Raw genomic sequence first — 25,338 nt, forward strand, 5'->3', positions numbered from 1 at the left:
TATTCGCAACGAACACACCTCCGGATGGGGTTACGGATCAGATCGCCGAAAACGCGGGTCGAGCAGCAGAAAAGAAGTTTTGAGATTCGACCAATCCGGCCCGCCCCCCGTTCCGAATCACCGGGCGTCAGGCAAGTTGGACTGAGGACGGACGGCATGACACCTATCTCCAGGAGCGGCTCGGGACGCAGGAGTCTCGCGACCCTCGTATGTGGTGCGCTGGCCGCCGGCGGGCTCGCAGCCGCCGGTGTGGCCACGCTGGAACCCGGGGCGGCCTCCGCCTCGAGCCACCGGGAGGCCCCGCTCATCTCGGGGACCCCGCAGTACGACAACACCGACCTGTACGCGTTCGTCAGCCCCGACAAGCCGGACACGACGACGATCATCGCCAACTGGATCCCGTTCGAGGAGCCCGGAGGCGGCCCGAACTTCTACCAGTTCGCCGAGGACGCGCAGTACGACATCCACGTCGACAACAACGGTGACGGACAGGGCGACCTGCTGTACCGCTTCACCTTCAAGACGCACGTGAAGAACAAGAAGTCGTTCCTGTACAACACCGGTGTCGTCGACAGCCTCCACGACCCGGACCTGAACGTGACGCAGACGTACGACATCGAGCTCTTCCGGCTGAAGTACGGCCGGGTCCAGTACAAGACGAAGGTCGCCGACGACATCCCGGTGGCGCCGTCGAACGTCGGCAAGGCGTCCATGCCGAACTACGAGAAGCTGCGCGACCAGGCGGTCTACAAGCTTCCCGGCGACGCGACGGCCTTCGCCGGCCAGGCCGACGACCCGTTCTTCGCGGACCTGCGCGTCTTCGACCTGCTGTACGGCGGGAACCTCAGCGAGGTCGGCAACGACACGCTCAAGGGCTACAACGTCAACTCGATCGCCCTCCAGGTGCCGAACGACGTCATAGCCGAGTCCTCGCACCAGCCGGTCGTGGGCATCTGGTCGACGACCCAGCGCAAGAACGCCCGGGGTTACTACTCCCAGGTCTCGCGCCTGGGGAACCCGCTCGTCAACGAGGTCGTCAACCCGCTGAAGGACAAGGACAAGTTCAACGCGTCCGAGCCCACGGACGACGCGCAGTTCCTCAAGAACGTGACCAACCCCGAACTGCCGAAGCTCATCGAGGCGATCTACAAGATCCCCGCCCCGAAGGAGCCTCGCAACGACCTCGTGGACGTGTTCCTCAAGGGAGTGAAGGGGCTGAACCAGCCTCCCTACGTGCGGCCCGCGGAGGAGCTGCGCCTCAACACGTCCATCAAGCCCACCGATTCTCCGAAGCGGCTCGGTGTGCTTGATGGCGACAACGCCGGATTCCCGAACGGCCGTCGGCTCACCGACGACGTGATCGACGCCTCGCTCCAGGTCGTCGAGGGCGAGCTGGTCGGGTCCAAGAACGACCTGGGCGACGCGGTCGACAAGAACGACAAGGACTTCGAGAAGTCCTTCCCGTACCTGGCGCTGCCGACGGAGGGTTCCCGTGGGCCGCTGGCCAAGGGGACGTCCGGTGGGAACGACGTCCGCAACCAGCTGGGTGACGCGCTCTCCCCCGCGGGGAGCTCAGGGTCGAACAACATGTCCCTGATCGCGGGATCCGCGGGTGCGGGTGCGGCCGGGATCGTGCTCATCGGGGCGGCGCTGATGTGGTGGCGGCGGATGCGGAGGCGTGCCTACTAAGGTGCCTCGGCCTGTGGTTTGGCGGGTGCGGGTTCGCTGTGGCTGGTCGCGCAGTTCGCCGCGCCCCTAAAAAGCCCACACCGCACCCCCATTTACTGGCGCGGCCTGCGCTACTCATCCCCCACGGTGCAGGCCGCGCCGCGCAGTACACGATCACGAACGCATCAGGAACCAGGAGAGGGCCATGTCCGGGTCTACGACCGACAGCGCAGCCGAGGACGAGCAGAGCGGAACGTCGGAGGACGTGGAACCCACCGCTGCGGCCGAGGACCCGAAGGTCGCCGCCGTGCGGCGGGTCTCCGCGGCCGGGCGGCGTTGGCGGGCCGCTCAACTTGCCGGGTGCGCCGCACTGTTGGCGGTCGCGCTGACCGGCGGGTCGATCGCCTTCGGGGCGCTGCGGGACGGCGGTGCCGCCACCGTGGCCAGTTCCTCGTCGGCGGTCTCGCCCGGGCTCATGGCCAGTGGGGACCTCGACGCGGGGATCAAGGCGATCCAGGCCCATCTCCGCACCCAGCCCAAGGACTTCGGCAGCTGGGCCACCCTGGGCCTCGCCTACGTCGAGCAGGCGCGGACGAAGGGCGACCCGTCGCGGTACCCGCAGGCCGAGAAGGCCCTGCGGAAGTCGCTGAAGCTGTCGGCGGACAACGAGCAGGGCCTCACCGGAATGGCCGCCCTCGCCGCCGCCCGGCACGACTTCAAGGACGCCCTCACCTACGCCGACCGGACCCTCCGGCAGAACCCCTACAGCGAGCGCGCCCTGTCCTCCCGGATCGACGCTCTCGTCGAACTGGGCCGCTACGACGAGGCGTCGAAGACCGCCGACCTCGCGGACGCACGGCGGCCCGGCATCCCCGTGTTCACCCGCTACGCCTACGTCCACGAACTGCGCGGCGACGTCAGCACCGCCCGCCGTGTCCTGGAGCAGGCCCTGTCCACCGCGACCACCCCGGGAGACATCTCGTACGTGGCCGCGGCGCTGGGTCAACTCGCCTGGAACCAGGGCGACTACAAGACCGCGCTGACCGACTACGCCCGCGCTCTCGCCGCCGACGACACCTACCTCCCCGCCCTGGAGGGCAGGGCGCGCGCCCAGGCGGCGAGCGGGGACCGCGCGGCCGCGATCAAGGGCATGGAGGCCGTCGTGGCCCGGTATCCGCTGCCCGGCCCGCTCGTCGAACTCGGTGAGCTGTACGAGGACCGGGGCGACGAGGGGGACAAGGCCAGGGCGCGCGACCAGTACGCGCTCGTCGACGCCTGGATCGCCCTCGCCCGGGCCAACGGCGTCAACGCCGACCTGGACACCGCGCTGGCCGCCGCCGACCACGGCGACAAGGCCTCCGCCCTGCGCGCCGCCCGCGCCGAGTGGGCCCGCCGGCACACCGTGCACACCGCGGACGCGCTGGCCTGGGCCCTGCACGTCAACGGCCGCGACGAGGAGGCGTTGCCGTACGCCCGACAGGCCACCGCCACCGGCTACCGCAACGCCTCCTTCCGCTACCACCGCGGGATCATCGAGCTCGCCGTGGGCGACAAGAAGGACGCCAGGACCCACCTCACCTCCGCCCTGAAGCTGAACCCCGGCTTCTCCCCGCTCGGTGCCCGCGAGGCCCGCAAGGCACTGAAGGAGATGGCCCGTTGAAGCTCCGCCGTCTGTTCGTGTCCCTCCCGGCCGTCCTGACGGCGGCTTGTGCGCTCGCGCTGCTCCCTTCCGGCAGCGCGAGCGCGCACCCTCTCGGGAACTTCACCGTCAACCGCTACGACGGTCTCGTGGCCGCCCCCGGCCAACTGCGTGTCGACCACGTCGAGGACCTCGCCGAGATCCCGGCCACCCAGGCCAAGCCGGACCTGGAGCGGCTCGGCACCACCGAGTGGGCCGCCCAGCGCTGCCGGAAGGCGGCGGAGGGTGCCAAGGTCACCGTCGACGGCCACCCGGCCGACCTCGTCGTCAGGAGCAGCCACGCCCGCCTGCGTCCCGGACAGGCCGGTCTGAACACCCTGCGGGTGGAGTGCCGGCTGACCGCCCCGCTGCCGAAGGAGGCCTCCGTCTCCCTGGGCTTCCACAGCGCGGGCACCGACTCCGGCCCCGGCTGGCGCGAGATCACCGCGCGCGGCGACCGGATGACGCTCACCGGGTCGGACGTGCCCGTGAAGTCGGTTTCGAAGGAACTGACCACGTATCCGCAGGAGTTGCTGTCCTCCCCCGCGGACACCGTGACCGCCTCGGTGCGTGTGCGGCCCGGCGGGCCGGCGCTCGCCGAGGAGAAGACGGCCGCTCCCGCCGCCTCCGTGCTGCCCCGCGGCGCCGACCGCTGGACCCGTGCCCTGGACTCCCTGGTCGCCCGTCACGACCTCACCGTCGGGTTCGCGGCGCTCGCCCTGCTCATCGCGGTCGTCCTGGGTGCGATGCACGCGCTCGCTCCCGGTCACGGCAAGACCCTGATGGCGGCGGTGGCCGCGGCCCGCGGCGGCAAGGCCCGGATGAGGGACGTCCTGCCCTTGGCCGCGTCCGTGACGGTGACCCACACCCTCGGCGTGGTCGCCCTCGGCCTGCTCGTCACGGCCGGCTCGGCCGCGGCACCCTCGGTGATCGCCTGGCTGGGCATCGCGAGCGGGCTCATGGTGACCGCGGCGGGGGTGACCCTGCTGCGCCGGGCCCTGCGCACCCGTAGGCACCAGCACGGGCACGGCGACGGACACCAGCACGATCACAGCCACGGGCACGGGCACGGGCACGAGGGCGATCACCCGCACGGCCACTCCCACGACCACCCGCACGACCACCCGCACACGCCCGCCGCCGAGGAGCCCGAGGAGCGCTCCCTGGTCCTGGTCGCCGCCCGCACGGAGACCACCCCGGCGACGGCGAAGGCGCACCAGCATGTCCACGCGCCCGCCCCCACGCACACCCACGCCTCCGACCACACCCACGACCACCCTCACGGGCACAGCCACACCCACGACCACGACCACGACCACACCCACTCCGACGAGCACGGTCACGACCACCCGCACCCCCACAACCACTCCCTCGAACACACCCACGGCGGCTTCACCCACACCCACGCCGTCGCCCCCACCGTCCGCGGCACGATCCTGCTCGGTTTCGCCGGGGGGCTCGTGCCCAGCCCCTCCGCCGTCGTCGTGCTCGTCGGCGCCGCCGCGCTCGGGCAGGCCTGGTTCGGACTGCTGCTCGTGGTGGCGTACGGCGTCGGACTCGCCCTGACCCTGACCGCGGCCGGATTCGCGGTCGTCAGGCTGGGTAGCGGAGTGACACGGATGCTGGACCGGCGCCCCCGCCTGGCGGCGAGCCCGCTGACCGCGCTGGTGCGCAGGACCGCACCGCTGATGTCCGCGTTCGTCGTCGTGGCTCTTGGGGCTGGTTTGGTGCTCAAGGGGGCGGCATCCGCACTCGGCTGAGCTACTTTTGTGAAGAAATCATGCGAAGTCGAGCGGAGTACGAAGTGGGGGACGGCCGTGTCCGAAGAACCGGGCGGTGAGCGACTGATCGCGGGCCGCTACCGCCTGCTGTCCCCGCTCGGCGAGGGCGGCATGGGAACCGTGTGGCGTGCCCGGGACGAGGTGCTGCACCGCGAGGTCGCCGTCAAGGAGGTGCGCGCGCCGCACGGCCTGGCGACGCAGGAGGTCGAGCGGCTGTACGCCCGGCTGGAGCGCGAGGCGTGGGCGGCCGCGCGGGTGGCGAACCGCAATGTGGTGACGGTGTACGACGTGGCCTCCGAGGACGGTCGGCCGTGGATCGTGATGGAGCTGGTGCGCGGTGTCTCGCTGGCCGAACTGCTGGACGCGGAGGGTCCGCTCGACCCGCAGCGGACCGCCCACATCGGCGCCGAGGTGCTCTCCGCGCTGCGTTCCGCGCACGAGGTCGGGGTGCTGCACCGGGACGTGAAGCCCGCCAACGTGCTGTTGTCGAACGACGGCCGGGTGGTGCTCACCGACTTCGGCATCGCCCAGGTCGAGGGCAGCTCGGCGCTGACGATGACCGGCGAGGTCATCGGCTCGCCCGAGTTCCTCGCCCCGGAGCGGGCGCTGGGCCGCACCCCGGGCCCGGAGTCCGACCTGTGGTCGCTGGGCGTGCTGCTGTACGCCGCGGTCGAGGGGAACTCGCCCTTCCGGCAGAACACCCCGCTGAGCACCCTGCGCGCGATCGTGGACGAGGAACTGCCGCCGCCGTACCGGGCCGGTCCGCTCGCCCCCGTCATCGAGGGGCTGCTGCAGAAGGACCCGGCCCAGCGGCTGCCGGCCGAGCGGGCCGAGCAGGAGCTGCGGGTCGTCGCGGCCGGGGGGACGCCCGGGGCGGACGCCGTGCAGGCGGGGCCGTACGCCCCGACGATCGCGGCGCCCTTCCCGCAGGAGCCGCCGACGACCCCGTACCGGCCTGTGCCGACACCGACGTCCACCCCCGTCGCCACCGCCATGCCCCCCGAGCGCAACCGCCGCGCGGGGGTGGTCCTGGTCGCGGGTGTGCTGGCCCTCGCGCTGGCGATCGCGGGGCTGACGTACGCGCTGCTGAACCGCGACAACGGCGACAAGGACGGGGAGACCGCCAAGGACCCCGGTTCGACGGTGAGTTCGCCCGCGCCGACCGGGACGGACAATACGGCTGAGGAGAGTCCGACCCCCAGCCCGAGCGAGAAGACCACGAGTGCGCCCCCGCCGCAGTCGGTGAGCGTCTCCCTGAGCGGCTCGAACACCGACTACACGGGCAGCTGTCCGCCGGACAAGTCGGCGGCCCCCACCTTCACGGTCACGCTCGGGGTCGGGCGGGTCCCGGCGACGGTGACCTACCGCTGGGTGTCGAAGAACGGTTCGGTGAACGGGAGTTGGAAGACGCTGACGTTCCCCGCGGGGGGCGGGAAGACGCAGCAGGAGCGGCGGTTCATCACCACCCAGGACGACAGCGGGACCTTCCAGGACACCGTCAGCGTGGAGGTCCGCGACCCGGTCGAGAAGACCTCCAACTCCGTTCCGTTCTCCCTCACTTGTGTGACGGAGACCCCGTCCGGCAGCGACGAGGCCTCCCCCACTGCGTCCCCGTGAGGGGCGGTCAGGCCGCGCTGTTCAGGACCGGGAGGTAGCCGCCGGACTGGCCGGCCGCGGTCGGGTGGTAGGACTCGCCGATGTTGAGCAGGTTGAGGCTGTGCAGCCAGGCGCTGCCGGAGCAGAGTTCGTGGCCGGTGAAGGTGGAGCGGACGTCACCCCAGGCGAAGCCGTGGTTCGCGGCCCGCTTGGCGGTGGCCGTGTCGAGGTAGTCGGCGGCGTCGTTGATCGCCTTCCGCTTGGTCTCGGAGAGGCCGAGGCAGGTGGTGCCGAGCTTGTAGAAGCGGGGATAGCCGAGGACGACCACGTGGGCGTTGGGGGCCCGGGACGCGATCGCCGAGTAGACGTTGTCCAGTTGGCCCGGGAGCGTGGCGTCGACGTACGCCTTCGCGGTGTTGATCCGGGCCAGGCAGGCGCTGTCGGACTGGAGCACACAGGTCGTCATGACGTCGGAGAAGCCGGCGTCGTTGCCGCCGATGCTGATCGAGACGAGAGCGGTGGCGGCGTTGAGCGGGGTCAGCTGACTCGCCAGAACATCACCCGTACGGGCGCCCGAGCAAGCCGTGAAAGCGAACGACGAGGGTGAGTGCGCGGCCGCCCAGAGGTAGGGGTAGGCCTTCGTGCTGCGCTTGCAGTCGCCGCTCGAACCGATGTAGCTGCCCGAACCGACGCCCGAGGAATAGGAGTCCCCGAGGGCCGCATAGGGGCCTGTGGCGGCGTGGGCGGTGCCCGTCCCGGTGAGGACGGCGGCGAGGGCGAGGAGGAGTGAGCCGACGTACGCGGCAAATCGGGAACGTCTCATGGAACCTCCCTTTAGCAGGATCTCTGCCACATCTGTCGTAGCAAGCAGACGTACCGGCGGGAAGTGTCCATGCCAAAAACGGCATTGATTTCGTGGACATGACAGATTTGTTGACTCCTCCTCAACTCCCTTGTTCTTTACGTGTGGATGACCCAGCCTTTACCTCAGCCGGGAGCGGAACGCGACGCTCCAGGCCGTGTGCGCGATCACGCGCGCATCCCCCACGGACACCCGCCCGACCCAGGCGCGTGTCGCCCATGAGGAGGACTCCCTCGTAATGGCACAACTGCGTAGCAAGAAGCTCCGGTTCGCCGCGACAACCACCCTGGCGGCCACCGCCCTCGTCGGCGGGCTCACCGCCCTGCCCGCCCAGGCCGCCCCGGCCGAGGGCACCGTCCTCGCCGCCGGCTCCCCCACAGCCGTCAAGGACAGCTACATCGTCACGCTGAAGAAGAACGCGGGCTTCAAGGCCGCGTCCAGCGAGGGCAAGGGGCTCATCAAGGAGTACGGTGGGACCGTCGGGAAGACCTTCGGCTCCGCGCTCAACGGCTACACCGCCATGCTCTCGGCGACCGAGGCGAAGAGACTCGCCGCCGACCCGTCGGTGGCCGCCGTGGAGCAGAACCAGACCGTCCACCTGGCCGACACCACCCAGTCCAGCGCCCCCTGGGGCCTGGACCGCATCGACCAGGCCGCGCTCCCGCTGTCCGGCACGTACACCTACCCGGACAGCGCGGGCAGCGGCGTCACGGCGTACGTCATAGACACCGGCGTCCGCATCACCCACAGCCAGATCAGCGGACGCGCCTCCTACGGCTACGACGCGGTCGACGGCGACACCACCGCCGCCGACGGCAACGGCCACGGCACCCATGTGGCCACCACGATCGCGGGCTCCACCTACGGCGTCGCCAAGAAGGCGAAGATCGTGGCGGTGCGCGTGCTCGACAACGCCGGCTCCGGCACCACCGCGGGCGTCATCGCCGGCATCGACTGGGTGACCAACAACCACTCCGGCCCCTCGGTCGCCAACCTCTCGCTCGGCGGCGGCGCGTCCAGCACCCTGGACACCGCCGTCCGGAACTCCATAGCGAGCGGCGTCACCTACGCCATCGCGGCGGGCAACAGCAGCGCCAACGCCTCCTCCTACTCCCCGGCACGCGTCACCGAGGCGATCACCGTCGGCGCCACCACCAGCACCGACGCCCGGGCCAGCTACTCCAACTACGGCTCGGTGCTCGACATCTTCGCCCCCGGCTCCTCCATCACGGCGGGCTGGTACACCAGCGACACCGCGACCAACACCATCTCCGGTACGTCGATGGCGACCCCGCACGTCGCGGGCGCGGCCGCGGTCTACCTCGCCGGTCACACCTCGGCCACCCCGGCCCAGGTGGCCACGGCACTGGTGAACGGCGCCACGTCCAACGCGGTCACCAGCCCGGGCAGCGGCTCGCCCAACAAGCTCCTCAAGCTCGTCCCGTAGGTCCTGAAACTCCTGAAGTCCCGTTCCCCGGAGGCTCTTTGCGCCCCCGGGGAACACCCCTGTGCCCGTCCGTACCAGTCGGCCTTGACGGCTCCCGCGGCGCTGCGCGACATTGAAGTCCGGCATCCGGCGCTTTCTGGGGGGAAAGGTCGCCCATGCAGACGACACGGACAGGGACGTCCACGAGAACGTCCGGCAGAGAACTGACGCCGTTGCTCGCGGGCTCGGCGACCGCGGTGGGGGGATTCGGGGCGCTGCTCGCGCTCACCGGCTCCGATTCGCCGCTGCGGACCCCGCTCGTGCTGTTCTTCCTGCTCGCGGCACCCGCCGCCGGCATCGCCGCCGGGCTGCGCGGCCTCGACCCGTTCGCCCGCGCCCTGGCCGCCCTGGCCGGCTCGGTCGTCCTCAACATGCTGGTGGCGCAGGGGATGCTGGCCACGCACCACTGGTCACCGCGCGGCGGCGTGGTGGCGGTGGCCGTGCTCAGCGCCCTGATCCTGCTGCCGGAGCTGCTGCGGCGGCGCCGGACGGCGAAGGGTCAGGACGGCTGACGTGGACATCAGCGTGTACCGCCCCGGCGAGCTCAGCGGCGCCGACCGGGCGGCGTGGACGGCTTTGCAGTCCAAGGCGGATCTCCAGCCCGGTCTCGCCAACCCGTTCCTGTCCCCCGAGTTCGCGCTCGCGGTGGGCCGGTGCAGACGGGGCGTGCGGATAGCCGTCGTACGGGAGCAGGGCGAGCCCGTCGCGTTCTTCCCGTTCCAGCGGACCGCGACCGGCGTCGGCCGGGCCGTCGGACTCGGGATCTCGGACGCCCAGGGAATCGTGCACCGGCCCGGATTCACCTGGGACGCCCAGGAGTTGTTACGCGCCTGCGGACTCGCCGTCTGGGAGTTCGACCATCTGGTGGCGGGCCAGGAGCCGTTCGGGACGGCAGCCGCCAAGGGCTTCCCCTCACCGGTCATGGACGTCGACCAGGGGTACGAGACCTTTCTGGCCCGACTGCGCGACCGGTCACCGAAGTTCACCCGCACCACCCTCGCCAAGGAACGCCGGCTCCTGCGCACCGCGAGCGGGGTGCGCTACGTGCACGACGAGCGCGACCCGGCCGCCCTGGACACCCTGATGGGCTGGAAGTCCGCCCAGTACCGCAGGACCGGCCGCAGCGACCGGTTCGCGCACGCGTGGATCGCCGGTCTCGTACGGCAGTTGTTCCACACCCGGTCCGAGTCGTTCGCGGGGATCCTCTCGGTGCTGTACGCCGACGGGAAGCCGGTGGCCGCCCACTTCGGGCTGCGCACCGAGCGCGTCATCGCGTGCTGGTTCCCGGCGTACGACCCGGCGTACGCGAAGTACTCCCCGGGCCTGATCCTGCATCTGCGCATGGCCGAGGCGGCCGCCGCCGACGGTGTCGCCCACCTCGATCTGGGCCGGGGTCAGAAGGACTACAAGGACTCCCTGAAGACACGGGAACTGACCGTGTCGGAGGGGTGGGTGACCCGTCGGCACCCGGTGGCGGTCGGACACCGCGTCCGCCGGGCTCCGGCGCGCGCGCTGCGCAACGCGGTGGTGACACGTCCGGAGCTGTTCGAACCGGCCGACCGGCTGCTGAAGAAAATAGGAAGGATCCGTTCGGAGGTGACGGTAACGGTCAAACCAACAAAAACGTGAGGCCTCGTTCCAGGTCTTGCCATAGGGGTTCAATCGCAATACCGTCATACATTTCACCCGCATCGTCCCGTCATCGAGCGGCCCCAGGGGAGGGCTCAAGGACCGCGACGGGGTGGCGCGGGGCGCGGTAGGGGGGTGCCGTGCTCGGTGACCGCAGTGGTGACCGGGCCGTGCCGCGCGACCGGCTGTCGTCCCGGACGGCGGTCGGCCAGCTTTGCCAGCTCACCCGGCGGGTACGGAGATTCCTTCCGGCGTGCCGTCAGTGAGAACCCCCCTTTCGAACCGGAGCAAAAAACCGGACCGCCCACAGGGGCGGGCGGTCCACCGGACGAGAGGGAACCAGACTCATGAGTTCAGTTCTGCGCCCGCCGGCTGCGGGCCAGGATGCGCCGGCGGCCGGTCCGTACCGGCCGATCTCCACTCACCTGGCCATCGCGCCACCGGTGAGTGTCGTCATACCCGCCATGAACGAGGCGGAGAACCTTCCGTACGTCTTCAAGACCCTGCCCGACTGGATCCACGAAGTGGTCCTGGTGGACGGCAACTCCACGGACGACACCGTCGCGGTGGCCCGTGAGCTGTGGCCCGAGGTGAAGGTCGTGAAGCAGCACGGCAAGGGCAAGGGGGACGCCCTGATCACCGGGTTCGAGGCCTGCACCGGTGACATCGTCGTCATGATCGACGCGGACGGCTCCGCCGACGGCAACGAGATCGTCTCCTACGTCTCCGCCCTGGTCTCGGGCGCGGACTTCGCCAAGGGGTCGCGCTTCGCCAACGGCGGCGGCACCGACGACATGACCTTCATCCGCAAGCTCGGCAACTGGGCGCTGTGCACCATCGTCAACCGCAAGTTCGGCGCCCGCTACACCGATCTCTGCTACGGCTACAACGCCTTCTGGCGGCACTGCCTCGACAAGATCGACCTCGACTGCACGGGCTTCGAGGTGGAGACCCTGATGAACATCCGGGTGGTCAAGGCGGGTCTGAGGGTGCAGGAGATCCCGAGCTACGAGTACCTCCGCATCCACGGCGCCAGTAATCTGCGGGCGGTCCGGGACGGGTTCCGGGTGCTCAGGGTGATCCTCGGGGAGCGGTCCAACCGGCGGGCGCTGCGCCGCCGTGCCCACCACTCGCCACTGCTCGACTCACGCCGGGGAGAGGTGTCTTGAGCGGTCCCGACATCTCCGTCGTGATCTGCGTGTACACCGAGGACCGCTGGGAGGACATCCTCGCGGCGGTCGCCTCGGTGCGGGCGCAGTCGTACCCGGCCCGGGAGACGCTGCTGGTGGTCGACCACAATCCGGCGCTCCTGGACCGGCTGGCCAAGGAGTACAAGGAGGTGGACGAGGTCCGCGTGTTCGCCAACGCGGGCCCCCGGGGCCTGTCCGCGGGCCGCAACACGGGAATCGCCGCCTCCCGCGGCGAGGTGATCGCCTTCCTGGACGACGACGCCGTGGCCGAACGTGACTGGCTGCGGCACTTCGCCGGGGCCTACGCCGACCCGCGGGTCATGGCGGTCGGCGGCCGTACGGTGCCGATCTGGGCCTCGGGACGGCGACCGGCCTGGTTCCCGGAGGAGTTCGACTGGGTGGTGGGCTGCACCTACAGGGGCCTCCCGCCCGGTCTGGTCCGGGTGCGCAACGTCCTGGGCGGCAACGCCTCCTTCCGCCGCAGCGCCTTCGACGCGGCGGGCGGCTTCGCCACCGGCATCGGACGGGACGGCGACAAGCGCCCGCTGGGCTGCGAGGAGACGGAGCTGTGCATCCGGCTGAGCCGGGCCAGACCGGACGCCGTCCTGCTGATCGACGACCGGGCGGTGATCCACCACCGGGTGCCCGAGACGCGCGAGCACTTCGGGTACTTCCGCACCCGTGCGTACGCGGAGGGCCTGTCGAAGGCGCTCGTGGCCCGAAGTGTGGGCGCCGACAAGGGACTTGAGTCGGAGCGCCGGTACGCCACCCGGGTGCTGCCCTCCGGCGTGGTGCGCGGGCTGCGGGACGCCGCGCTGGCCCGGCCGGGGGGTGCGGGCCGGGCGGGGGCGATCGTCGCGGGGGTGCTGACGGCGGCCGGCGGCTATGTCGTCGGAACCGTCCGGGCCCGGCGGGGCGGGGCCTCGTTCTCGGTGGCGGGGATCGAGGGGGACGGAGATGGCTGAGCAGCCCGTACCGATCCTCATGTACCACGCGGTGGCGACCGACCCGAACGACACGACCCGGGTGCTGTCGGTGTCCCCGGACGCCTTCGCCCGACAGATGGCAGTCATCGACGAGTTGGGGTGCACACCGCTCAGGACCGACGACCTGGCGGCGCGTTGGCGCGACGGCCGCCCATTGCCGGAGCGGCCGGTCCTGATCACCTTCGACGACGGCTACGAAGGGGTCCACCGCCATGCCCTGCCGGTGCTGGCCAAGCACGGCTTCCCGGCCACGGTGTTCGTCTCCACCGGCTGGCTCCGGGGCGCCCACGACATGGGCGGCGGCCTCGACGCCATGCTGGACTGGGACCAGGTGCGCGAACTCGCCGCCGCGGGCGTGGAGATCGGCGGCCACACCCACACCCACCCGCAGCTCGACCAGCTGGACGACAGCGCGCTGCGCCATGAGCTGATCCACTCCAGGGAGATCGTCGGCGACGAACTCGGCACCGTGCCGGTCTCGCTGGCCTACCCGTACGGCTACTCCAGCCGCCGGGTGCGCCGGGCGGTGCGGGAGACGGGGTACGGCCAGGCGCTCGCCGTGAACAACGGTCTCGCGCGCCGCCGTCAGGGTCCGTACGCGCTGACCCGGCTCACCGTGCGGCGCGCCACCACGACCGAGGAGTTCGAGCGGCTCGTCCAGGGCCGTGCGATCGCCCGGGACTTCGCCAGGGACCGTGCCCTCACCAAGGGGTACGCGTTGGTCCGAAGAGCACGACAGGTCCGCCGGAAGGTCTCCCGTTCCCGTGTCTGACACGACGACCACGACCGAGCCCGAGTCGACCGCGGCCAAGGCGCCCGAGCCGTCGGGGCGCCGTTTCCGGCTGCCCGGCCGGGGCGCGGGCGGCGGCAACCAGCTGTTCCGCAACGCCTACGCCCTGATGCTCAACACCGGTATCTCCGCGGTGCTGGGCTTGGGCTTCTGGCTGGCGGCGGCCCGCTACTACTCCGAGTCGGCGGTCGGCCAGGGTTCCGCCGCGATCGCCGCGATGAAGCTCCTGGCCGGACTGACCGCGGTGACCCTGACCGGCGCGCTGGCCCGCTTCATACCGGTCGCGGGCCGGGCCACCGTGCGTCTCGTCTTCCGTACGTACGCGGGCAGTTCGGTGGTCGTGGCGATCGCCGCGGTCGTCTTCCTGCTCACCCTCGACGTGTGGGGGCCGTCGTACCGCTTCCTGCACGGGCCGGTGAACGGGCTCGGCTTCATCGCGGCCGTCGTCGCCTGGAACGTCCTCACGCTCCAGGACGGGGTGCTGACCGGGCTGCGCAGCGCGCTGTGGGTGCCGGTCGGCAACACCGTCTTCTCAGCGGTGAAGCTGGGTCTCCTGGTCGCGTTCGCGGTGGCGATCCCGACGGCCGGTGTCTTCGTGTCGTGGGTCGCGGCGATCGCCGTGTCCGTGCTGCCGCTGGGCTGGCTGGTGTTCCGACGCCTGGCGCCCCGCCATGCGAAGGCGACCGAGGACCACGCGAAGCCGCCCTCGCTCAGGGAGATCGGGCGGTTCCTGGCGGGCGACTACACCGGCTCGCTGTTCTCGCTCGCCGTCGTCTACCTGGTCCCGGTCATCGTGGCCGCGCAGGTCAGCTCCCAGGACAACGCGTACTTCTACATCACCACGACGATCGGCGGCACCTGCAACCTGCTCGCCATCAACATGGGCGCCTCCCTGACCGTCGAGGGCTCGCACGACCCGGGCCGGCTGGCCGCCAACACCCGTGCCGCGCTGAGGCGGATGGCCCGGATCATGCTGCCGGTGGCCACGGTTCTGTTCGTCGGGGCGCCCTGGATCCTCGGGGTGTTCGGCGCGGGCTACGCGGACGCGGCGACCCCGCTGCTGCGCTGGTTCGCGGTCGGCGCGGTGCTCAGGGTCGTCATGGAGACCTACTTCGCGGTGCTGCGCGCACAGAGCCGCACCTCCGGACTCGCCTGGCTCCAGGGCCTGTTGTGCGTCCTGGTGCTCGGCCTGACCCTGCTGCTGCTGCCCCGGATGGGGCTGACCGGGGCGGGCGTCGCCGAGATCTCCTCGCTCGCGGTGATCGTCGCCCTCGCCGCGCCCAGGCTGTACCGGACGATCCGGCACGCCCCGGCCGCCGAGATCCCGGCGGGTGCGGCCCCCGACGGCGACCTCGCCGACCTGGGGACGCGCGAGGTACCGGCCGTCGGCCGCACCCGGCGTCCCAACTGGGCGCTCGACCAGGACACCCTCGCGCTGGGCATCCATGTCGACTTCGACCACCAGGAGCGCCGCCCCGACGTCCGGCCGGGCCCCGGCACCCCGCCCACGGGGACACCGGTCGTGCCTCCGACACGCGACCGCCCGACCTGGGCCCTGCGGAGACTCCCCGAGCTCGGGCTGCCGGTGGAGGAGCGGGAGCCCGGCGCCGAGTCCTCGCGCGGGCCGTCCGAGACGGAGGTGGACGCGCCCTTCGAGGTGGCCTTCGACGCCGGCAAGGAGATCGCCGTACCGGAGGAGGTCGCCGTACCGGTGGAGGCGGCCGCAGCCGAGGAGGAGCCGGCGCGGTCCGGGGAGCCCCCGCGCCCCCTCTCCCTGCGGGAGCGCCTGCAGCCGGACTGGCTCGGGGTGTTCCTCGGCGGTCTGCTCGCCGTCGCGCTGCTCCTGTACTGGGTGCCGGTCACAGGACTGGGCGAGGCGGATCTGGACCGGATGGGCGGGCTCGGGCTGGTCTCGATCCTGCCGCTGCCCACGCTGCTCGGCGCGGCCCTGCTGGTCGTGGTCTTCGCCTCGCTGCTCTGGCCGGCCCGCGAGCACCGGGCGCTGCTGCTGGTCACCCTGGTGGCGACGGTGGTGTCGCTGCACGCGCTGCCCGCGGTGATCGAGGCCGAGCCGCGGTTCGCGACGGCCTGGCAGCACCTCGGGTTCATCGACCACATCGACCGGACCGGCTCGGCGGTGCCCGACCTGGACGCGCGCTGGAGCTGGCCGGGCTTCTTCGCGGTGGCCGCGTTCGTCGCGAAGGCCTGCGGGGTCACGGACCTCACCGAGGTCATCCGCTGGTGGCCGACGGCGATCGAACTCGCCTACCTGGTACCGATGTTCCTCCTGGTACGGCACATGCGGGCGGGCTGGCGGGCCAAGTGGACCGGCATCTGGATCTTCGTCCTCAGCGGCTGGGTCGGCCAGGACTACTTCTCCCCGCAGGGCTTCACCTATCTGCTCTACCTGGTGTTCGTGGCGGTCCTGCTGGTCTGGTTCCGCGCCCCACGCGTGATCTGGACGAGGCGGCGGCCCGGCGAGGCCGAGGTGGAACCGACGACCCGGCACCAACGAGCCGTTCTGCTGGCGGTGTTGATCGGCCTGTTCGCGGCGAGCGTGCCCGCGCACCAGCTGACCCCGTTCGTGATGCTCGGTGTGCTCGCGACGCTCGTGGTGTTCCGGCGCAGCGAACTACGGGGCCTGCCCGTCCTGTTCGCCGTGATGGTGACCGCCTGGATCGGCTGGCTGGCCGAGCCGTACTGGTCCGGCCACTTCGACGACCTGTTCGGCGGGGTCGGCGGCGTCGGCAGCAATGTCTCCTCGTCGGTCTCCGGCCGTATCGAGGGCGGCAGTTCGACCCACAAGCTGGTCCTGTACGTACGGGTCCTGCTGGCCGGCGGGGTGATGGCGCTGGCCTGCTACGGCTGGTGGCGCCGCCGCGAGCACAGGTACCGGGAAGTCGCGCTGCTCGTCCTCACCTTCGTGCCGTTCCTCGGCTTCGGCATGCAGTCGTACGGCGGCGAGATGGCGCTGCGGGTCTTTCTGTTCGCCCTGCCGGGCGCGGGCCTGCTCGCCGCCCTGGCGCTCTTCCCCCGCGCCGGTGTCACTGCCGAGGAGCGCGAGAAGGACCGGGTCAGTCTCGCCCCGGTGGCCGCGCTGATGGCGGGTCTGCTGCTGATCGGCGGCTTCCTGGTCGCCCGGTGGGGCAACGAGCCCTTCGAGCGGATCCGGCCCGGCGAGGTCGCCGCCATGGATTACGTGTACGCCCACGACGATCCGACGGTCCGGGTGCTGTGGCTGTCCAACGACACCGTGAACAACGTGACCCCCGCGATGCCGTGGGGCGCGAAGGACATGGAGAAGGTGTCGTACGTGCCGACGCTCGCGCCGCCGGACCCGGTGCTGGTGTCGAGTCTGGTCAAGGCGCTCAAGGACGCGGGCCCGAACTCGTATCTGATGGTGAACGTCAGCCAGGTCACCTATCTCCGGCTCGACGTGGGCTATTCGACGACGTGGGAGCCGCGGCTGCTGGACAACCTGGACCAGCGCAAGGAGCTGAAGCGGGTCTTCACCAACCCGGACGTGACCATGTACGCCCTGCGGGACCAGCCCGCGGGGAAGGTGCCGCGGCCCGATCCGGGGCCGATCGGACCGCAGATCACCTGGACGCCCTGGTCGGTGGTGGGGGCGCTGGCCGCGCTGGCGCTGATCCTGCTGCTGTCGGCGCGTGAGGTGGTGCGGGTCGCGGTGCGGCCGGGGGTGCGCCAACTGCGGTGGCTCCAGAGCAGTTTCTGGTTCTCGCTGCCGCTGCTCGCGGTGTTCCTGGCGGCGCTGGTCCAGCGGTTCATGACGATGAAGTGAGGTCCTGCGGGGGCGAGTGGCTCAGCGGGTGAGCCACTTGACCTCGTAGGCCCGCATGTCGAACCGCTTGCCGTCGATCTCCGCACTGATCCGCCGGTTCAGGGTGTTGACCACCAGGACGGTCCTGTCGGTGGCGAGGACCCGGACGTTGGGCACGTCGTCGGCGGCCACGGAGACGTTCTCGACGGTGCTCCTCGGTGCGAAGGCCTTGCCGAACCTGCTGACGAGATCGAACATCGGCAGCTTCCGGCCGCCGCCGCTGCCGTTCGTCGGCGTCCACAGGCAGCCCGCGCAGTCCGTGCCGTTCTCGTTCTCCGGGTTCCAGTAGAACGCGGAGGTGGTGCCGCCCTTGGCCAGCGCGATCATCCCGGCGGCCTGCACGGCGATCCGGCGGTCCTCGGACCAGCCCTCGCGCTCGTCCCTGCCGTCGGCGGGTTCGACGTAGTACTCGGCCCACCACAGCGGCAGGTTCCCGGTCTGCTCCCGCACCCACCGGCTCACCGCGGTGAACTTGTCGGTGGCCGCGAACTCGTTCGGCAGCATCTCGTCGTCGTTGGTGTAGCTGGAGCCGTCCACGACCACGAAGTCGGCGCCGGCCTTGTGCTGGTTCCAGTAGGCGAAGGCGTCGAGGATCCGCTGGTCCATCGCGCCCCAGGGACCCTTGAAGGTCGCGGAGGCGTCGGTGGAACGCGGGTCCACGCTGTCCATCACGAGATACGGGCCGCCGACCATGATGTCGGGGTTCACCTTCTTGAGCGCCTGGTAGACCAGGTTGTACAGCTGGGTGTACCCCTCGTAGTCCCAGCGGCCCTCGGCGTCGTTCCAGAACCCCTTGAACTCGTTCCAGACGATGAAGTGCCGTACGTCCGGGTAGCGTTTGGCGACGGTCGCGGCGAGCGCCGCGTAGTCCTTGAAGTGCGCCGGGTCCGGGGCCTTCTCCAGCGACGCCTGGCTCCAGTCGGTGTTGCCGACGCCCGCCCTGCCGCCCTTCATCCAGTCCGGTGCGCAGCACAGCGTGAGGGTCGGGGTGGAGCCGGAGGCGCGGACGAAGTCGACACGCCGGTCCAGGTCCTCGAAGTCGTAACGCCCCTTCACCGGCTCGGGGTTGTCGGCACCCCAGCCCATGATGTGCTGGTTCTGCGGGATGCCGCCGGCGTCCTCGATCTCCTGCTCGACCCGTTCAGTGGCCGTGGAGCTGCCCTCGTCGGCGCTGAACCGGGTGTGGGTGAAGCCCCAGCCGACGTCCGGGGTGTCGGCGTCCGGGGTGGTGGTCGGGGTGCCGTGCACCCGGTCGCCGTTGCGCGAAGTGCCGTCGGTGCCGTCGCCGCTGCCCGGAAGCGTGTTGAGGAGGGTCACGACCAGGGCCAGAGCCACCGCGCCCACGCCGAGCAGTGCGGTGAGCCGCCACCGCCGTGCCCCCGAATACCACCCATGACGTCCCATTGAGGACAACGGTATCCGCGAACACACCTGTGCGGGCAGACGCCGTGGACAAACAGATGAGCAACAGAACGTGGAGAACGGGACAGCCGCGACACGACCGGCACACCACGGAAACCGGGTGCGTGCGGGGGTCGCGTGCCGGATCATGGGCCGCATGTCCCCGAACCCACACGACGCGCTGCCGATCCGGCTCAACGTCGACGACAGCGACTCGCCGTCCGACGTCGTCGACGCGCTGTTCCTCGGCCGCTTCGCGACGGGCGAGCAGCCGTTCTCCCACGCGGCCAACATCGACCGGGTCCGCAGCGGCGCCAGCCTCCTGCCGGCGGGCGCACGGGTGCTGCGCGTGGCCCGCGACGACGACCGGAGCGCGACGCTCGCCGAGGGCGACGGCTGGACCCTGCTGGTCTCCCGCTGGAACCGCGGCGCCGACGTCACCGTCACGGCCACCGACGCCGAACTGGCCAAGAGGATCCTCGACCAGGCCACCGACGGCGCCGCCGACGAGCCGGAACCCCAGCCGGAGAACGTGACCATGGGGTTCTGGTACGTCTCCCCCCGGCGCGGCCCGCACCGCACGACCCGGCAGATCGCGGCGGGCACCTGGGACGAGGTCCGGGAGAACTACACCGCGCCCGTCGCGGACGCGATGGACCGCCTGATGAAGACGACCCCGGAGGACATCGCGGGCCGGCTCCTGCTGCTGCACGGTCCGCCGGGCACCGGCAAGACCTCCGCCCTGCGCACCCTGGCCCGCTCCTGGCGGGACTGGTGCCAGGTGGACTGCGTCCTGGACCCGGAGCGGCTGTTCTCCGACGTCGGCTATCTGATGGACATCGCGATCGGCGAGGAGGACTCCACGGGCAAGGGCCGCTGGCGGCTGCTGCTCCTGGAGGACTGCGACGAACTGATCCGCGGCGAGGCCAAGCACACCGCGGGTCAGGCCCTCTCCCGGCTGCTCAACCTCACCGACGGCCTTCTCGGACAGGGCCGCAACGTCCTGGTCGGGGTGACGACCAACGAGGACCTCGAGCGCCTGCACCCCGCCGTGGTCCGCCCCGGCCGCTGTCTCGCCCGGATCGAGGTGGGCCCGCTGACCCGCCGGGAGGCGGTGGGCTGGCTCGGCACCGAGGAGGGCGTGGGCCGCGAGGGCGCGACCCTGGCGGAGCTGTACGCGCTGCGCCGCGGGACGTCGCCGACGGCACTGCCGGAGCCCCGGCCGGGGGCGGACGCGGGGCTGTACCTGTAGTGCTTTGATGGAGGCATGACCCTGTTCGTCGGCACTTCGGGGTGGCAGTACAAGGACTGGCGGGGTGTCCTCTACCCCGAGGGCGTGCCCGTGCGGCTCTGGCTGGAGGAGTACACCGGGCACTTCCCGACGGTCGAGATCAACAACGCGTTCTACCGGCTGCCGTCCCGGGAGACCTTCGAGGCGTGGCGGGCCCGGGTGCCGGACGACTTCGTCGTGGCGGTGAAGGCGAGCCGGTACCTCACCCACATCAAGCGCCTGAAGGACCCGGAGGAGCCGGTGCGGCGGCTGATGGGCCACGCGGCGGGACTGGGGTCCCGCCTGGGCCCGGTCCTCCTCCAGCTGCCTCCGACCCTGCGCGCCGACCCGGAGCTGCTGGACGCCTGCCTCGCCTGCTTCCCGTCGTCGACACGGGTCGCGGTGGAGCCACGCCACGAGTCCTGGTGGACGCCCCGGACCCGCGAGGTCCTGGAGAACCACGGCGCGGCCCTGTGCTGGGCCGATGTGAGGGCCCGTCCGGTGACCCCGCTGTGGCGCACCGCCGACTGGGGGTACGTCCGCTTCCACGAGGGCCGCGCGCAGGCGTGGCCGCACTACGGCAGACGGTCCCTGGAGACGTGGGCGCAACGCATCGGCGAGACCTGGACCGGTGGCGAGGACGTGTACGCGTACTTCAACAACGACCCGAACGGGGCGGCCGTGAAGGACGCGATGACGTTCGAGTCCCTCCTTTGATCCGCCGGTGTTCCCGTCCCGGGGTCCCTGCTCAGCCCTCCCCGTAACCCGCCCGCAGCGCGTCCCGTACGGCCGCCAGGGCGTCGTTCTCCGTTAGCCCCAGCCGCCGTACGCGCTCGACGTAGGCCTGAGCGGCCGACGCCGCCTCCCGCTCGGCGGCCGAGCCCGCCGCGGCGACGAACGTGCCGTTGCGCCCCCGCGTCTCGATCACCCCGTCGCTCTCGAGCGCCCGGTACGCCTTGGCGACGGTGTTCGCGGCCAGCCCGAGGGACTCGGCGAGCCCCCGCACGGTCGGCAGCCGGTACCCCACCGGCAGCACGCCCGCGCGCGCCTGCTCGGAGATCTGCACCCGTACCTGCTCGTACGGTGGTGCGCTGTCGTCGATGTGGATCTTCAAGGTCACCCGCCGATTGTCCCGTACGGGCCGGAAAATGAGAGGCATCCGGCAGGGCCCCGCACGTAACGTGCGCCTTCATGACCGTGATCGTGCGAGATCTGCGCCCCCAGGACCCGGCCGACGTCGAGAACTTCACCCGGGCCCGCCATCTGGCCCTGCCGCATGTGCTGTGGACGCCGGCCGGTGTCATCCACCGCACGCTCCACACCGACCCGGCCGCCCAGTACCGTTCCCTGGTCGCGGAGGAGGACGGCGAGGTGATCGGCACGGCCCAGCTCGGCCTCGCCGAGGACAGCCAGGAGCCGGGCCACGCGTACCTCAACATCTACGTACGCCCGGACCGCACCCGGCGCGGCGCCGGCGCCCTTCTCGTGCGGACCGCGGAGGACCATCTGACGGCGCACGGGGCGACCAAGCTGTACTCCTGGGTCCTCGACGAGCCGCAGAACCTCGCCTTCGCCCGGCGGCACGGCTACCGGCCCACCCGCCCCGCCCACTTCCTGCACCTGGACCTGGCGCACACCGCTCTGCCGCCGCTCCAGCCGCCGCCCCCGGGGGTCGAACTGCGTACCGCCGCCGACTTCGCGGACGACCCGCGCCCCTTCTACGAGCTGGACGCGGAGACCGCGGTGGACGAACCGAGTGACGGGGACGCCACGTTCACGGCCTACGACACCTGGATCGAGGAGAACTGGAAGCACCCGCTCCTCGACCGGGCCCTGACCACGATCGTCCTGGTCGACGGCCGCCCCGCCGCCTTCACCGCGGCCCACACCGACGGCACCGGACGCTACGCCACGGCGATGACCGGCACCGCCCGCGCCTTCCGCGGCCGCGGCCTCGCCAAGCTCGCCAAGAACGACTCCCTGCACCGCGCCCGCGCCGCCGGCTGCACGGAGGCCCTGACCGGCAACGACGCCGGCAACGAACCGATGCTCGCGATCAACAAGTGGTTCGGGTACGAGATCCGCGCCACGGAGGTACGTCATGTCCGCGAACTCAGCTGAGCCCAAGCCCTTCCTGGACGTGGTCCTGGTCAAGGCGGGCCGCACGAAGATCCGTTACCCGGCCGAACTCCTCACCGACGACGGCACCCGCGTCACGGTCCGCGCCCCCTGGGCGGGAGAGGGCGTGCGCGACTTCGGCTTCGTCCGCTTCGAGCCCGGTGACGTCTTCACCGAGCACTACTGGCGGGACCGCTGGTACGCGGTGAAGGAGGTCCGGTCGGGGGAGGGCACGCTGAAGGGCTGGTACTGCGACATCACCCGCCCGGCCGTCCTGAACGGCGCCGAACTGGTCGTAGAGGACCTCGACCTGGACCTGTGGGTCTCGGCCGACGGCAAGGAGGTGCTCCGCCTGGACGAGGACGAGTTCGAGGAGAGCGGGTTGGCGGAGCGGGACCCCGAGGCCGCTTCAGCGGCAGTGACAGCTCTGAACGACTTGGAGCGACTTGCTCAAGCCAGGGGCGCGGGGAACGGCGCGACAAGCCAGGGACAGCCCGCACCCGACACACAACACCGCTTCCCACCCCTCTAGTCGCCCCTCACCACCACCGCATACCGCTCGTCGTCCACGTCCTTCCCCCACAACAGGGAGTCCTCCGAGAGCCGCTCCACCCGCACAAGCCCCCCGAGCGGCTCGGCCAACGCGCTCAAGGCCTCGGCGGATATCCCGAACGCTCCCCACACCCCCTCCACCAGCACCAACCGCCCATCCGGCCGCAACAACCCCCACCACCGCCGCAGCACCCGCCCGGGATCCGGCAGCGCCCACAGCACATGCCGTCCGAGCACGACGTCGAACCGCTGCTCCCCCACCGGAGGCTGCGCGGCGTCACCGACCAGGAACGCCGCGTCACGCCCCGCGAGCTTGGCGCGGGCACGCTCCACCATGGCCGGGGAAAGGTCCACCCCCGTCACCCGGTGCCCCTGCTCGGCCGCGAGGAGCGACAGGCTCCCGGTGCCGCATCCGAGGTCGAGGACGTCGGAAGCCCGCTCCGGGAGCCACTCCCGGAGCCGCCCCGCCCAGGCCCGCCGCACCTCGGGGTCGCGCAGTCCGTGGTCCGGTTCCTCGTCGAACGTCGCCGCCTCGGCGTTCCAGTCCACGCCCCCACCACCACTGTGTTCCGTCATGTCCCCCAGAGTGACACCCGCCACTGACACTCGAATCGTGACACCCGCCACTGACAGACCAGGAGCGATGAGGAACTCTCCCCGAAAGGGTCTACCTCCGTGAGAACGCGGAACTCGGTAGGCACTGAAGGAGGCAGCCATGCGCCGCACGACCGTGCAGAAGCCCCTGAAGAGGACTGACGCCCGCCGGATCCGCGAGGAGGCCGAGGAGCGCCCCGCGGGACGACCCGAGGTCCGCAAGGACATCGCCCGGACCTGGTGGCCCGACGGCTGACGGCGGCCGGCATGCTCCGTCTCAGACCAATCGCTTGCGGTAGTGGACGCGGTCATAGGGCCCGTCCACTCGCCGTTCCACGACCTCATAACCGAACTTCGGGTAGATCTCCTGGTTCTCCCACATCTTCGCGTGGGTGTAGAGCCTGACCTCGGCCAGGCCCCGCGCACGCGCGTGTGCCTCGACGAACCGCAGCAGCCGTCCGCCCACGCCCTGTCCCTGGGCGTCGGGACGGACGGCGATGTTGTCGAGGTACAGATGGTCGGCGCGCTCCTCCACCACCACGAGCCCGGCCACGGGGTCTCCGGTGACGTACACCTGCCCCGCGGCCACGTTCGCCGCGTGGTCCCGTCGCATGGGCTGCGGCACCAGCCCGATGCGCTCGATGTAGTGCTCGTACGCGGCGTCGGTGACGGCCTTCACGGCCGGTACGTCGGCCGGGCGGGCGGGCCTGATCTCGTCGTTCGTCATGCCCCGCACGCTAGCTACCTGATCTCAGTCTCAGCACTCCCTTAAGACAGCCATAAAGATCGTCGGCGGCCGTCACAAGCTGGGATTTCCACGGTTTCTTTGATCCGGCACCCGTCAGTCCCGGTTCCGAGGAGATCCCCCATGCCCGCACGCCGCAAGGCCGCCACGGTCGCCGCCGTCGGCCTGGCCCCGCTCGCCCTGACCGCGCTGGCCACCGCGCCCGCGTCCGCCCACGGCTCGATGGGCGACCCGGTCAGCAGGGTCGCGCAGTGCTACGCGGAGGGTCCCGAGAGCCCGAAGTCGGACGCGTGCCGGGCGGCGGTCGCGGCCGGCGGCACCCAGGCGCTGTACGACTGGAACGGCATCCGCATCGGCGACGCGAACGGACGGCACCAGGAGCTGATCCCGGACGGCAGGCTGTGCAGCGCGGGCAACGACGAGTTCAAGGGGCTGGACCTGGCCCGCGCCGACTGGCCGGCGACGAGCGTGCGCAGCGGGTCGTACACCTTCAAGTACCGCGTGACCGCCCCGCACAAGGGCACCTTCACGGTGTACCTCACCAAGCCCGGCTACGACCCCTCGCAGCCGCTGGCCTGGGACGACCTGGATCTGGCGAACCCGGTCGCGACGGCCACCGACCCGGTCGCGTCGGGCGGCTTCTACACGTTCTCCGGCACCCTGCCCCAGCGCTCCGGGAAGCAGGTGCTGTACGCGGTCTGGCAGCGCTCGGACAGCCCGGAGGCGTTCTACTCCTGCTCGGACGTGACCTTCGGGGGCGGTGGCGGTTCCGGTGGCGCGGCGGGCGGTTCGACTCCGGCGCCGAGCGCCTCCGCACCCTCGGAGGAGCAGATCGAGGACGGCACCGACAAGTCGACGATCGAGCACCACGGGCACGGCGACGACGACGCGAGCACGTCGGCGGAGCCGGTGAGCGAGTCGGCTCCGGCGCCCGGGCCGGAGAGCAGCCTCCCGGCCAACGACGTGCAGGCGGCGGGCACTTCGCAGAAGCTCGCCGAGACGGGCGGTGGCAGCGGCACGTCGTATCTCGCGATGGGCGGCGCCGCGGTGCTCGCGGCCGGCGCGGCGATCCTCTTCGGCTCGGTGCGGCGGCGTGCCGTGAACGGCGGTGGACGGCAAGGCCGTTGACCGTATGAACTCCGGGGCCTGAC

The 25,338-nt window shown here is 71.2% G+C and carries 22 protein-coding genes; 17 read left to right on the forward strand and 5 right to left on the reverse strand.

Annotated features, from left to right (window positions below; translation table 11 throughout):
- The first annotated feature begins 156 nt into the window (after positions 1-156).
- The 4 genes from H295_RS0131615 (at position 157) to H295_RS0131630 (ending at position 6,744) form a co-directional block, all read left to right on the forward strand.
- Positions 157-1,689: a DUF4331 domain-containing protein gene (locus tag H295_RS0131615; protein WP_199788640.1), complete on the forward strand. Its 1,533-nt coding sequence runs from the start codon at positions 157-159 to the stop codon at positions 1,687-1,689.
- 184 nt (positions 1,690-1,873) lie between these two features.
- Positions 1,874-3,328: a tetratricopeptide repeat protein gene (locus H295_RS0131620; RefSeq protein WP_020139355.1), complete on the forward strand. Its 1,455-nt coding sequence runs from the start codon at positions 1,874-1,876 to the stop codon at positions 3,326-3,328.
- Entirely contained in the window at positions 3,325-5,106 is a 1,782-nt protein-coding gene (locus H295_RS0131625) for a sulfite exporter TauE/SafE family protein (RefSeq protein WP_020139356.1), read from the forward strand. The genes H295_RS0131620 and H295_RS0131625 overlap by 4 nt, the downstream gene beginning before the upstream one ends.
- A 57-nt stretch (positions 5,107-5,163) precedes the next feature.
- Positions 5,164-6,744: a serine/threonine-protein kinase gene (locus tag H295_RS0131630; protein WP_020139357.1), complete on the forward strand. Its 1,581-nt coding sequence runs from the start codon at positions 5,164-5,166 to the stop codon at positions 6,742-6,744.
- 7 nt (positions 6,745-6,751) lie between these two features.
- Here H295_RS0131630 and H295_RS0131635 read toward each other — a convergent pair whose 3' ends face one another.
- Positions 6,752-7,546: an SGNH/GDSL hydrolase family protein gene (locus H295_RS0131635; protein WP_020139358.1), complete on the reverse strand. Its 795-nt coding sequence runs from the start codon at positions 7,544-7,546 to the stop codon at positions 6,752-6,754.
- Between the two features lie 277 nt (positions 7,547-7,823).
- Here H295_RS0131635 and H295_RS0131640 point away from each other — a divergent pair, with 277 nt between their 5' ends.
- The 7 genes from H295_RS0131640 to H295_RS0131670 all read left to right on the forward strand — a co-directional run bounded on the left by H295_RS0131640 (position 7,824) and on the right by H295_RS0131670 (position 17,468).
- Positions 7,824-9,032: a S8 family peptidase gene (locus H295_RS0131640; protein ID WP_020139359.1), complete on the forward strand. Its 1,209-nt coding sequence runs from the start codon at positions 7,824-7,826 to the stop codon at positions 9,030-9,032.
- 155 nt (positions 9,033-9,187) lie between these two features.
- On the forward strand, positions 9,188-9,583 hold the full coding sequence (locus H295_RS43765) for a hypothetical protein (protein ID WP_028809927.1): 396 nt from the start codon (positions 9,188-9,190) through the stop codon (positions 9,581-9,583).
- A gap of 1 nt (position 9,584) precedes the next feature.
- On the forward strand, positions 9,585-10,700 hold the full coding sequence (locus H295_RS0131650; RefSeq protein WP_020139361.1) for a GNAT family N-acetyltransferase: 1,116 nt from the start codon (positions 9,585-9,587) through the stop codon (positions 10,698-10,700).
- A gap of 347 nt (positions 10,701-11,047) precedes the next feature.
- Entirely contained in the window at positions 11,048-11,869 is an 822-nt protein-coding gene (locus H295_RS0131655) for a glycosyltransferase family 2 protein (protein ID WP_028809928.1), read from the forward strand.
- Positions 11,866-12,855 (forward strand): glycosyltransferase, encoded by a 990-nt coding sequence (locus H295_RS0131660; protein WP_020139363.1) that lies wholly within the window; start codon positions 11,866-11,868, stop codon positions 12,853-12,855. Before H295_RS0131655 ends, H295_RS0131660 begins: the two co-directional genes overlap by 4 nt.
- Positions 12,848-13,648: a polysaccharide deacetylase family protein gene (locus H295_RS0131665; RefSeq protein ID WP_020139364.1), complete on the forward strand. Its 801-nt coding sequence runs from the start codon at positions 12,848-12,850 to the stop codon at positions 13,646-13,648. Before H295_RS0131660 ends, H295_RS0131665 begins: the two co-directional genes overlap by 8 nt.
- The gene (locus H295_RS0131670; RefSeq protein ID WP_020139365.1) at positions 13,641-17,468 is read left to right on the forward strand and encodes a lipopolysaccharide biosynthesis protein; all 3,828 of its coding nucleotides are present in this window, start codon (positions 13,641-13,643) and stop codon (positions 17,466-17,468) included. Before H295_RS0131665 ends, H295_RS0131670 begins: the two co-directional genes overlap by 8 nt.
- A 21-nt stretch (positions 17,469-17,489) precedes the next feature.
- Here H295_RS0131670 and H295_RS0131675 read toward each other — a convergent pair whose 3' ends face one another.
- Positions 17,490-18,911 carry a GH39 family glycosyl hydrolase gene (locus H295_RS0131675; RefSeq protein ID WP_028809929.1) on the reverse strand — a complete coding sequence of 474 codons (1,422 nt, stop codon included), beginning with the start codon at positions 18,909-18,911 and terminating at the stop codon, positions 17,490-17,492.
- Between the two features lie 154 nt (positions 18,912-19,065).
- Between H295_RS0131675 and H295_RS0131680 the strand changes: the two genes are divergently transcribed.
- Positions 19,066-20,160 (forward strand): DUF5925 domain-containing protein, encoded by a 1,095-nt coding sequence (locus H295_RS0131680; RefSeq protein ID WP_028809930.1) that lies wholly within the window; start codon positions 19,066-19,068, stop codon positions 20,158-20,160.
- 15 nt (positions 20,161-20,175) lie between these two features.
- Positions 20,176-20,895 carry a DUF72 domain-containing protein gene (locus H295_RS0131685; protein ID WP_020139368.1) on the forward strand — a complete coding sequence of 240 codons (720 nt, stop codon included), beginning with the start codon at positions 20,176-20,178 and terminating at the stop codon, positions 20,893-20,895.
- A 31-nt stretch (positions 20,896-20,926) separates the two neighbouring features.
- Here the strand turns inward: H295_RS0131685 and H295_RS0131690 are convergent, their stop codons facing one another.
- On the reverse strand, positions 20,927-21,298 hold the full coding sequence (locus tag H295_RS0131690; RefSeq protein WP_020139369.1) for a GntR family transcriptional regulator: 372 nt from the start codon (positions 21,296-21,298) through the stop codon (positions 20,927-20,929).
- Between the two features lie 71 nt (positions 21,299-21,369).
- On the opposite strand from H295_RS0131690, the gene H295_RS0131695 reads away from it, so the two are divergent.
- Both H295_RS0131695 and H295_RS0131700 read left to right on the forward strand, forming a co-directional pair.
- A complete protein-coding gene (locus H295_RS0131695) occupies positions 21,370-22,299 on the forward strand; it encodes a GNAT family N-acetyltransferase (protein WP_020139370.1) in 930 nt (309 codons plus the stop codon).
- The gene (locus H295_RS0131700) at positions 22,280-22,828 is read left to right on the forward strand and encodes a DUF402 domain-containing protein (RefSeq protein ID WP_020139371.1); all 549 of its coding nucleotides are present in this window, start codon (positions 22,280-22,282) and stop codon (positions 22,826-22,828) included. The genes H295_RS0131695 and H295_RS0131700 overlap by 20 nt, the downstream gene beginning before the upstream one ends.
- On the opposite strand, the gene H295_RS0131705 is transcribed toward H295_RS0131700, so the two are convergent.
- The gene (locus H295_RS0131705; RefSeq protein ID WP_028809931.1) at positions 22,825-23,424 is read right to left on the reverse strand and encodes a class I SAM-dependent methyltransferase; all 600 of its coding nucleotides are present in this window, start codon (positions 23,422-23,424) and stop codon (positions 22,825-22,827) included. The two genes, H295_RS0131700 and H295_RS0131705, sit on opposite strands and share 4 nt — an antisense overlap.
- Positions 23,425-23,563: 139 nt before the next feature.
- Here H295_RS0131705 and H295_RS48470 point away from each other — a divergent pair, with 139 nt between their 5' ends.
- Positions 23,564-23,698, forward strand: a complete 135-nt coding sequence (locus tag H295_RS48470) for a hypothetical protein (protein ID WP_020139373.1) — start codon at positions 23,564-23,566, stop codon at positions 23,696-23,698.
- Positions 23,699-23,719: 21 nt separating this feature from the next.
- Here H295_RS48470 and H295_RS0131715 read toward each other — a convergent pair whose 3' ends face one another.
- A complete protein-coding gene (locus tag H295_RS0131715; RefSeq protein WP_020139374.1) occupies positions 23,720-24,169 on the reverse strand; it encodes a GNAT family N-acetyltransferase in 450 nt (149 codons plus the stop codon).
- Between the two features lie 141 nt (positions 24,170-24,310).
- Between H295_RS0131715 and H295_RS0131720 the strand changes: the two genes are divergently transcribed.
- Complete coding sequence (locus tag H295_RS0131720) at positions 24,311-25,315, forward strand: lytic polysaccharide monooxygenase auxiliary activity family 9 protein (protein ID WP_020139375.1); 1,005 nt, start codon at positions 24,311-24,313, stop codon at positions 25,313-25,315.
- Positions 25,316-25,338 lie beyond the last annotated feature (23 nt).

The sequence above is a fragment of the Streptomyces sp. 351MFTsu5.1 genome (assembly GCF_000383655.1).
GTDB classification, from domain to species: Bacteria; Actinomycetota; Actinomycetes; order Streptomycetales; family Streptomycetaceae; genus Streptomyces; species Streptomyces griseorubiginosus.

Excerpts from the sequence above, each read along its gene's own strand:
- H295_RS0131615 (WP_199788640.1), top strand. The coding sequence starts at position 157 with ATGACACCTATCTCCAGGAGCGGCTCGGGACGCAGGAGTCTCGCGACC.
- H295_RS0131620 (WP_020139355.1), top strand. The coding sequence starts at position 1,874 with ATGTCCGGGTCTACGACCGACAGCGCAGCCGAGGACGAGCAGAGCGGA.
- H295_RS0131635 (WP_020139358.1), bottom strand. The coding sequence starts at position 7,546 with ATGAGACGTTCCCGATTTGCCGCGTACGTCGGCTCACTCCTCCTCGCC.
- H295_RS0131640 (WP_020139359.1), top strand. The coding sequence starts at position 7,824 with ATGGCACAACTGCGTAGCAAGAAGCTCCGGTTCGCCGCGACAACCACC.
- H295_RS43765 (WP_028809927.1), top strand. The coding sequence starts at position 9,188 with ATGCAGACGACACGGACAGGGACGTCCACGAGAACGTCCGGCAGAGAA.
- H295_RS0131655 (WP_028809928.1), top strand. The coding sequence starts at position 11,048 with ATGAGTTCAGTTCTGCGCCCGCCGGCTGCGGGCCAGGATGCGCCGGCG.
- H295_RS0131665 (WP_020139364.1), top strand. The coding sequence starts at position 12,848 with ATGGCTGAGCAGCCCGTACCGATCCTCATGTACCACGCGGTGGCGACC.
- H295_RS0131675 (WP_028809929.1), bottom strand. The coding sequence starts at position 18,911 with ATGGGACGTCATGGGTGGTATTCGGGGGCACGGCGGTGGCGGCTCACC.
- H295_RS0131680 (WP_028809930.1), top strand. The coding sequence starts at position 19,066 with ATGTCCCCGAACCCACACGACGCGCTGCCGATCCGGCTCAACGTCGAC.
- H295_RS0131685 (WP_020139368.1), top strand. The coding sequence starts at position 20,176 with ATGACCCTGTTCGTCGGCACTTCGGGGTGGCAGTACAAGGACTGGCGG.
- H295_RS0131695 (WP_020139370.1), top strand. The coding sequence starts at position 21,370 with ATGACCGTGATCGTGCGAGATCTGCGCCCCCAGGACCCGGCCGACGTC.
- H295_RS0131700 (WP_020139371.1), top strand. The coding sequence starts at position 22,280 with ATGTCCGCGAACTCAGCTGAGCCCAAGCCCTTCCTGGACGTGGTCCTG.
- H295_RS0131705 (WP_028809931.1), bottom strand. The coding sequence starts at position 23,424 with ATGACGGAACACAGTGGTGGTGGGGGCGTGGACTGGAACGCCGAGGCG.
- H295_RS48470 (WP_020139373.1), top strand. The coding sequence starts at position 23,564 with ATGCGCCGCACGACCGTGCAGAAGCCCCTGAAGAGGACTGACGCCCGC.
- H295_RS0131715 (WP_020139374.1), bottom strand. The coding sequence starts at position 24,169 with ATGACGAACGACGAGATCAGGCCCGCCCGCCCGGCCGACGTACCGGCC.
- H295_RS0131720 (WP_020139375.1), top strand. The coding sequence starts at position 24,311 with ATGCCCGCACGCCGCAAGGCCGCCACGGTCGCCGCCGTCGGCCTGGCC.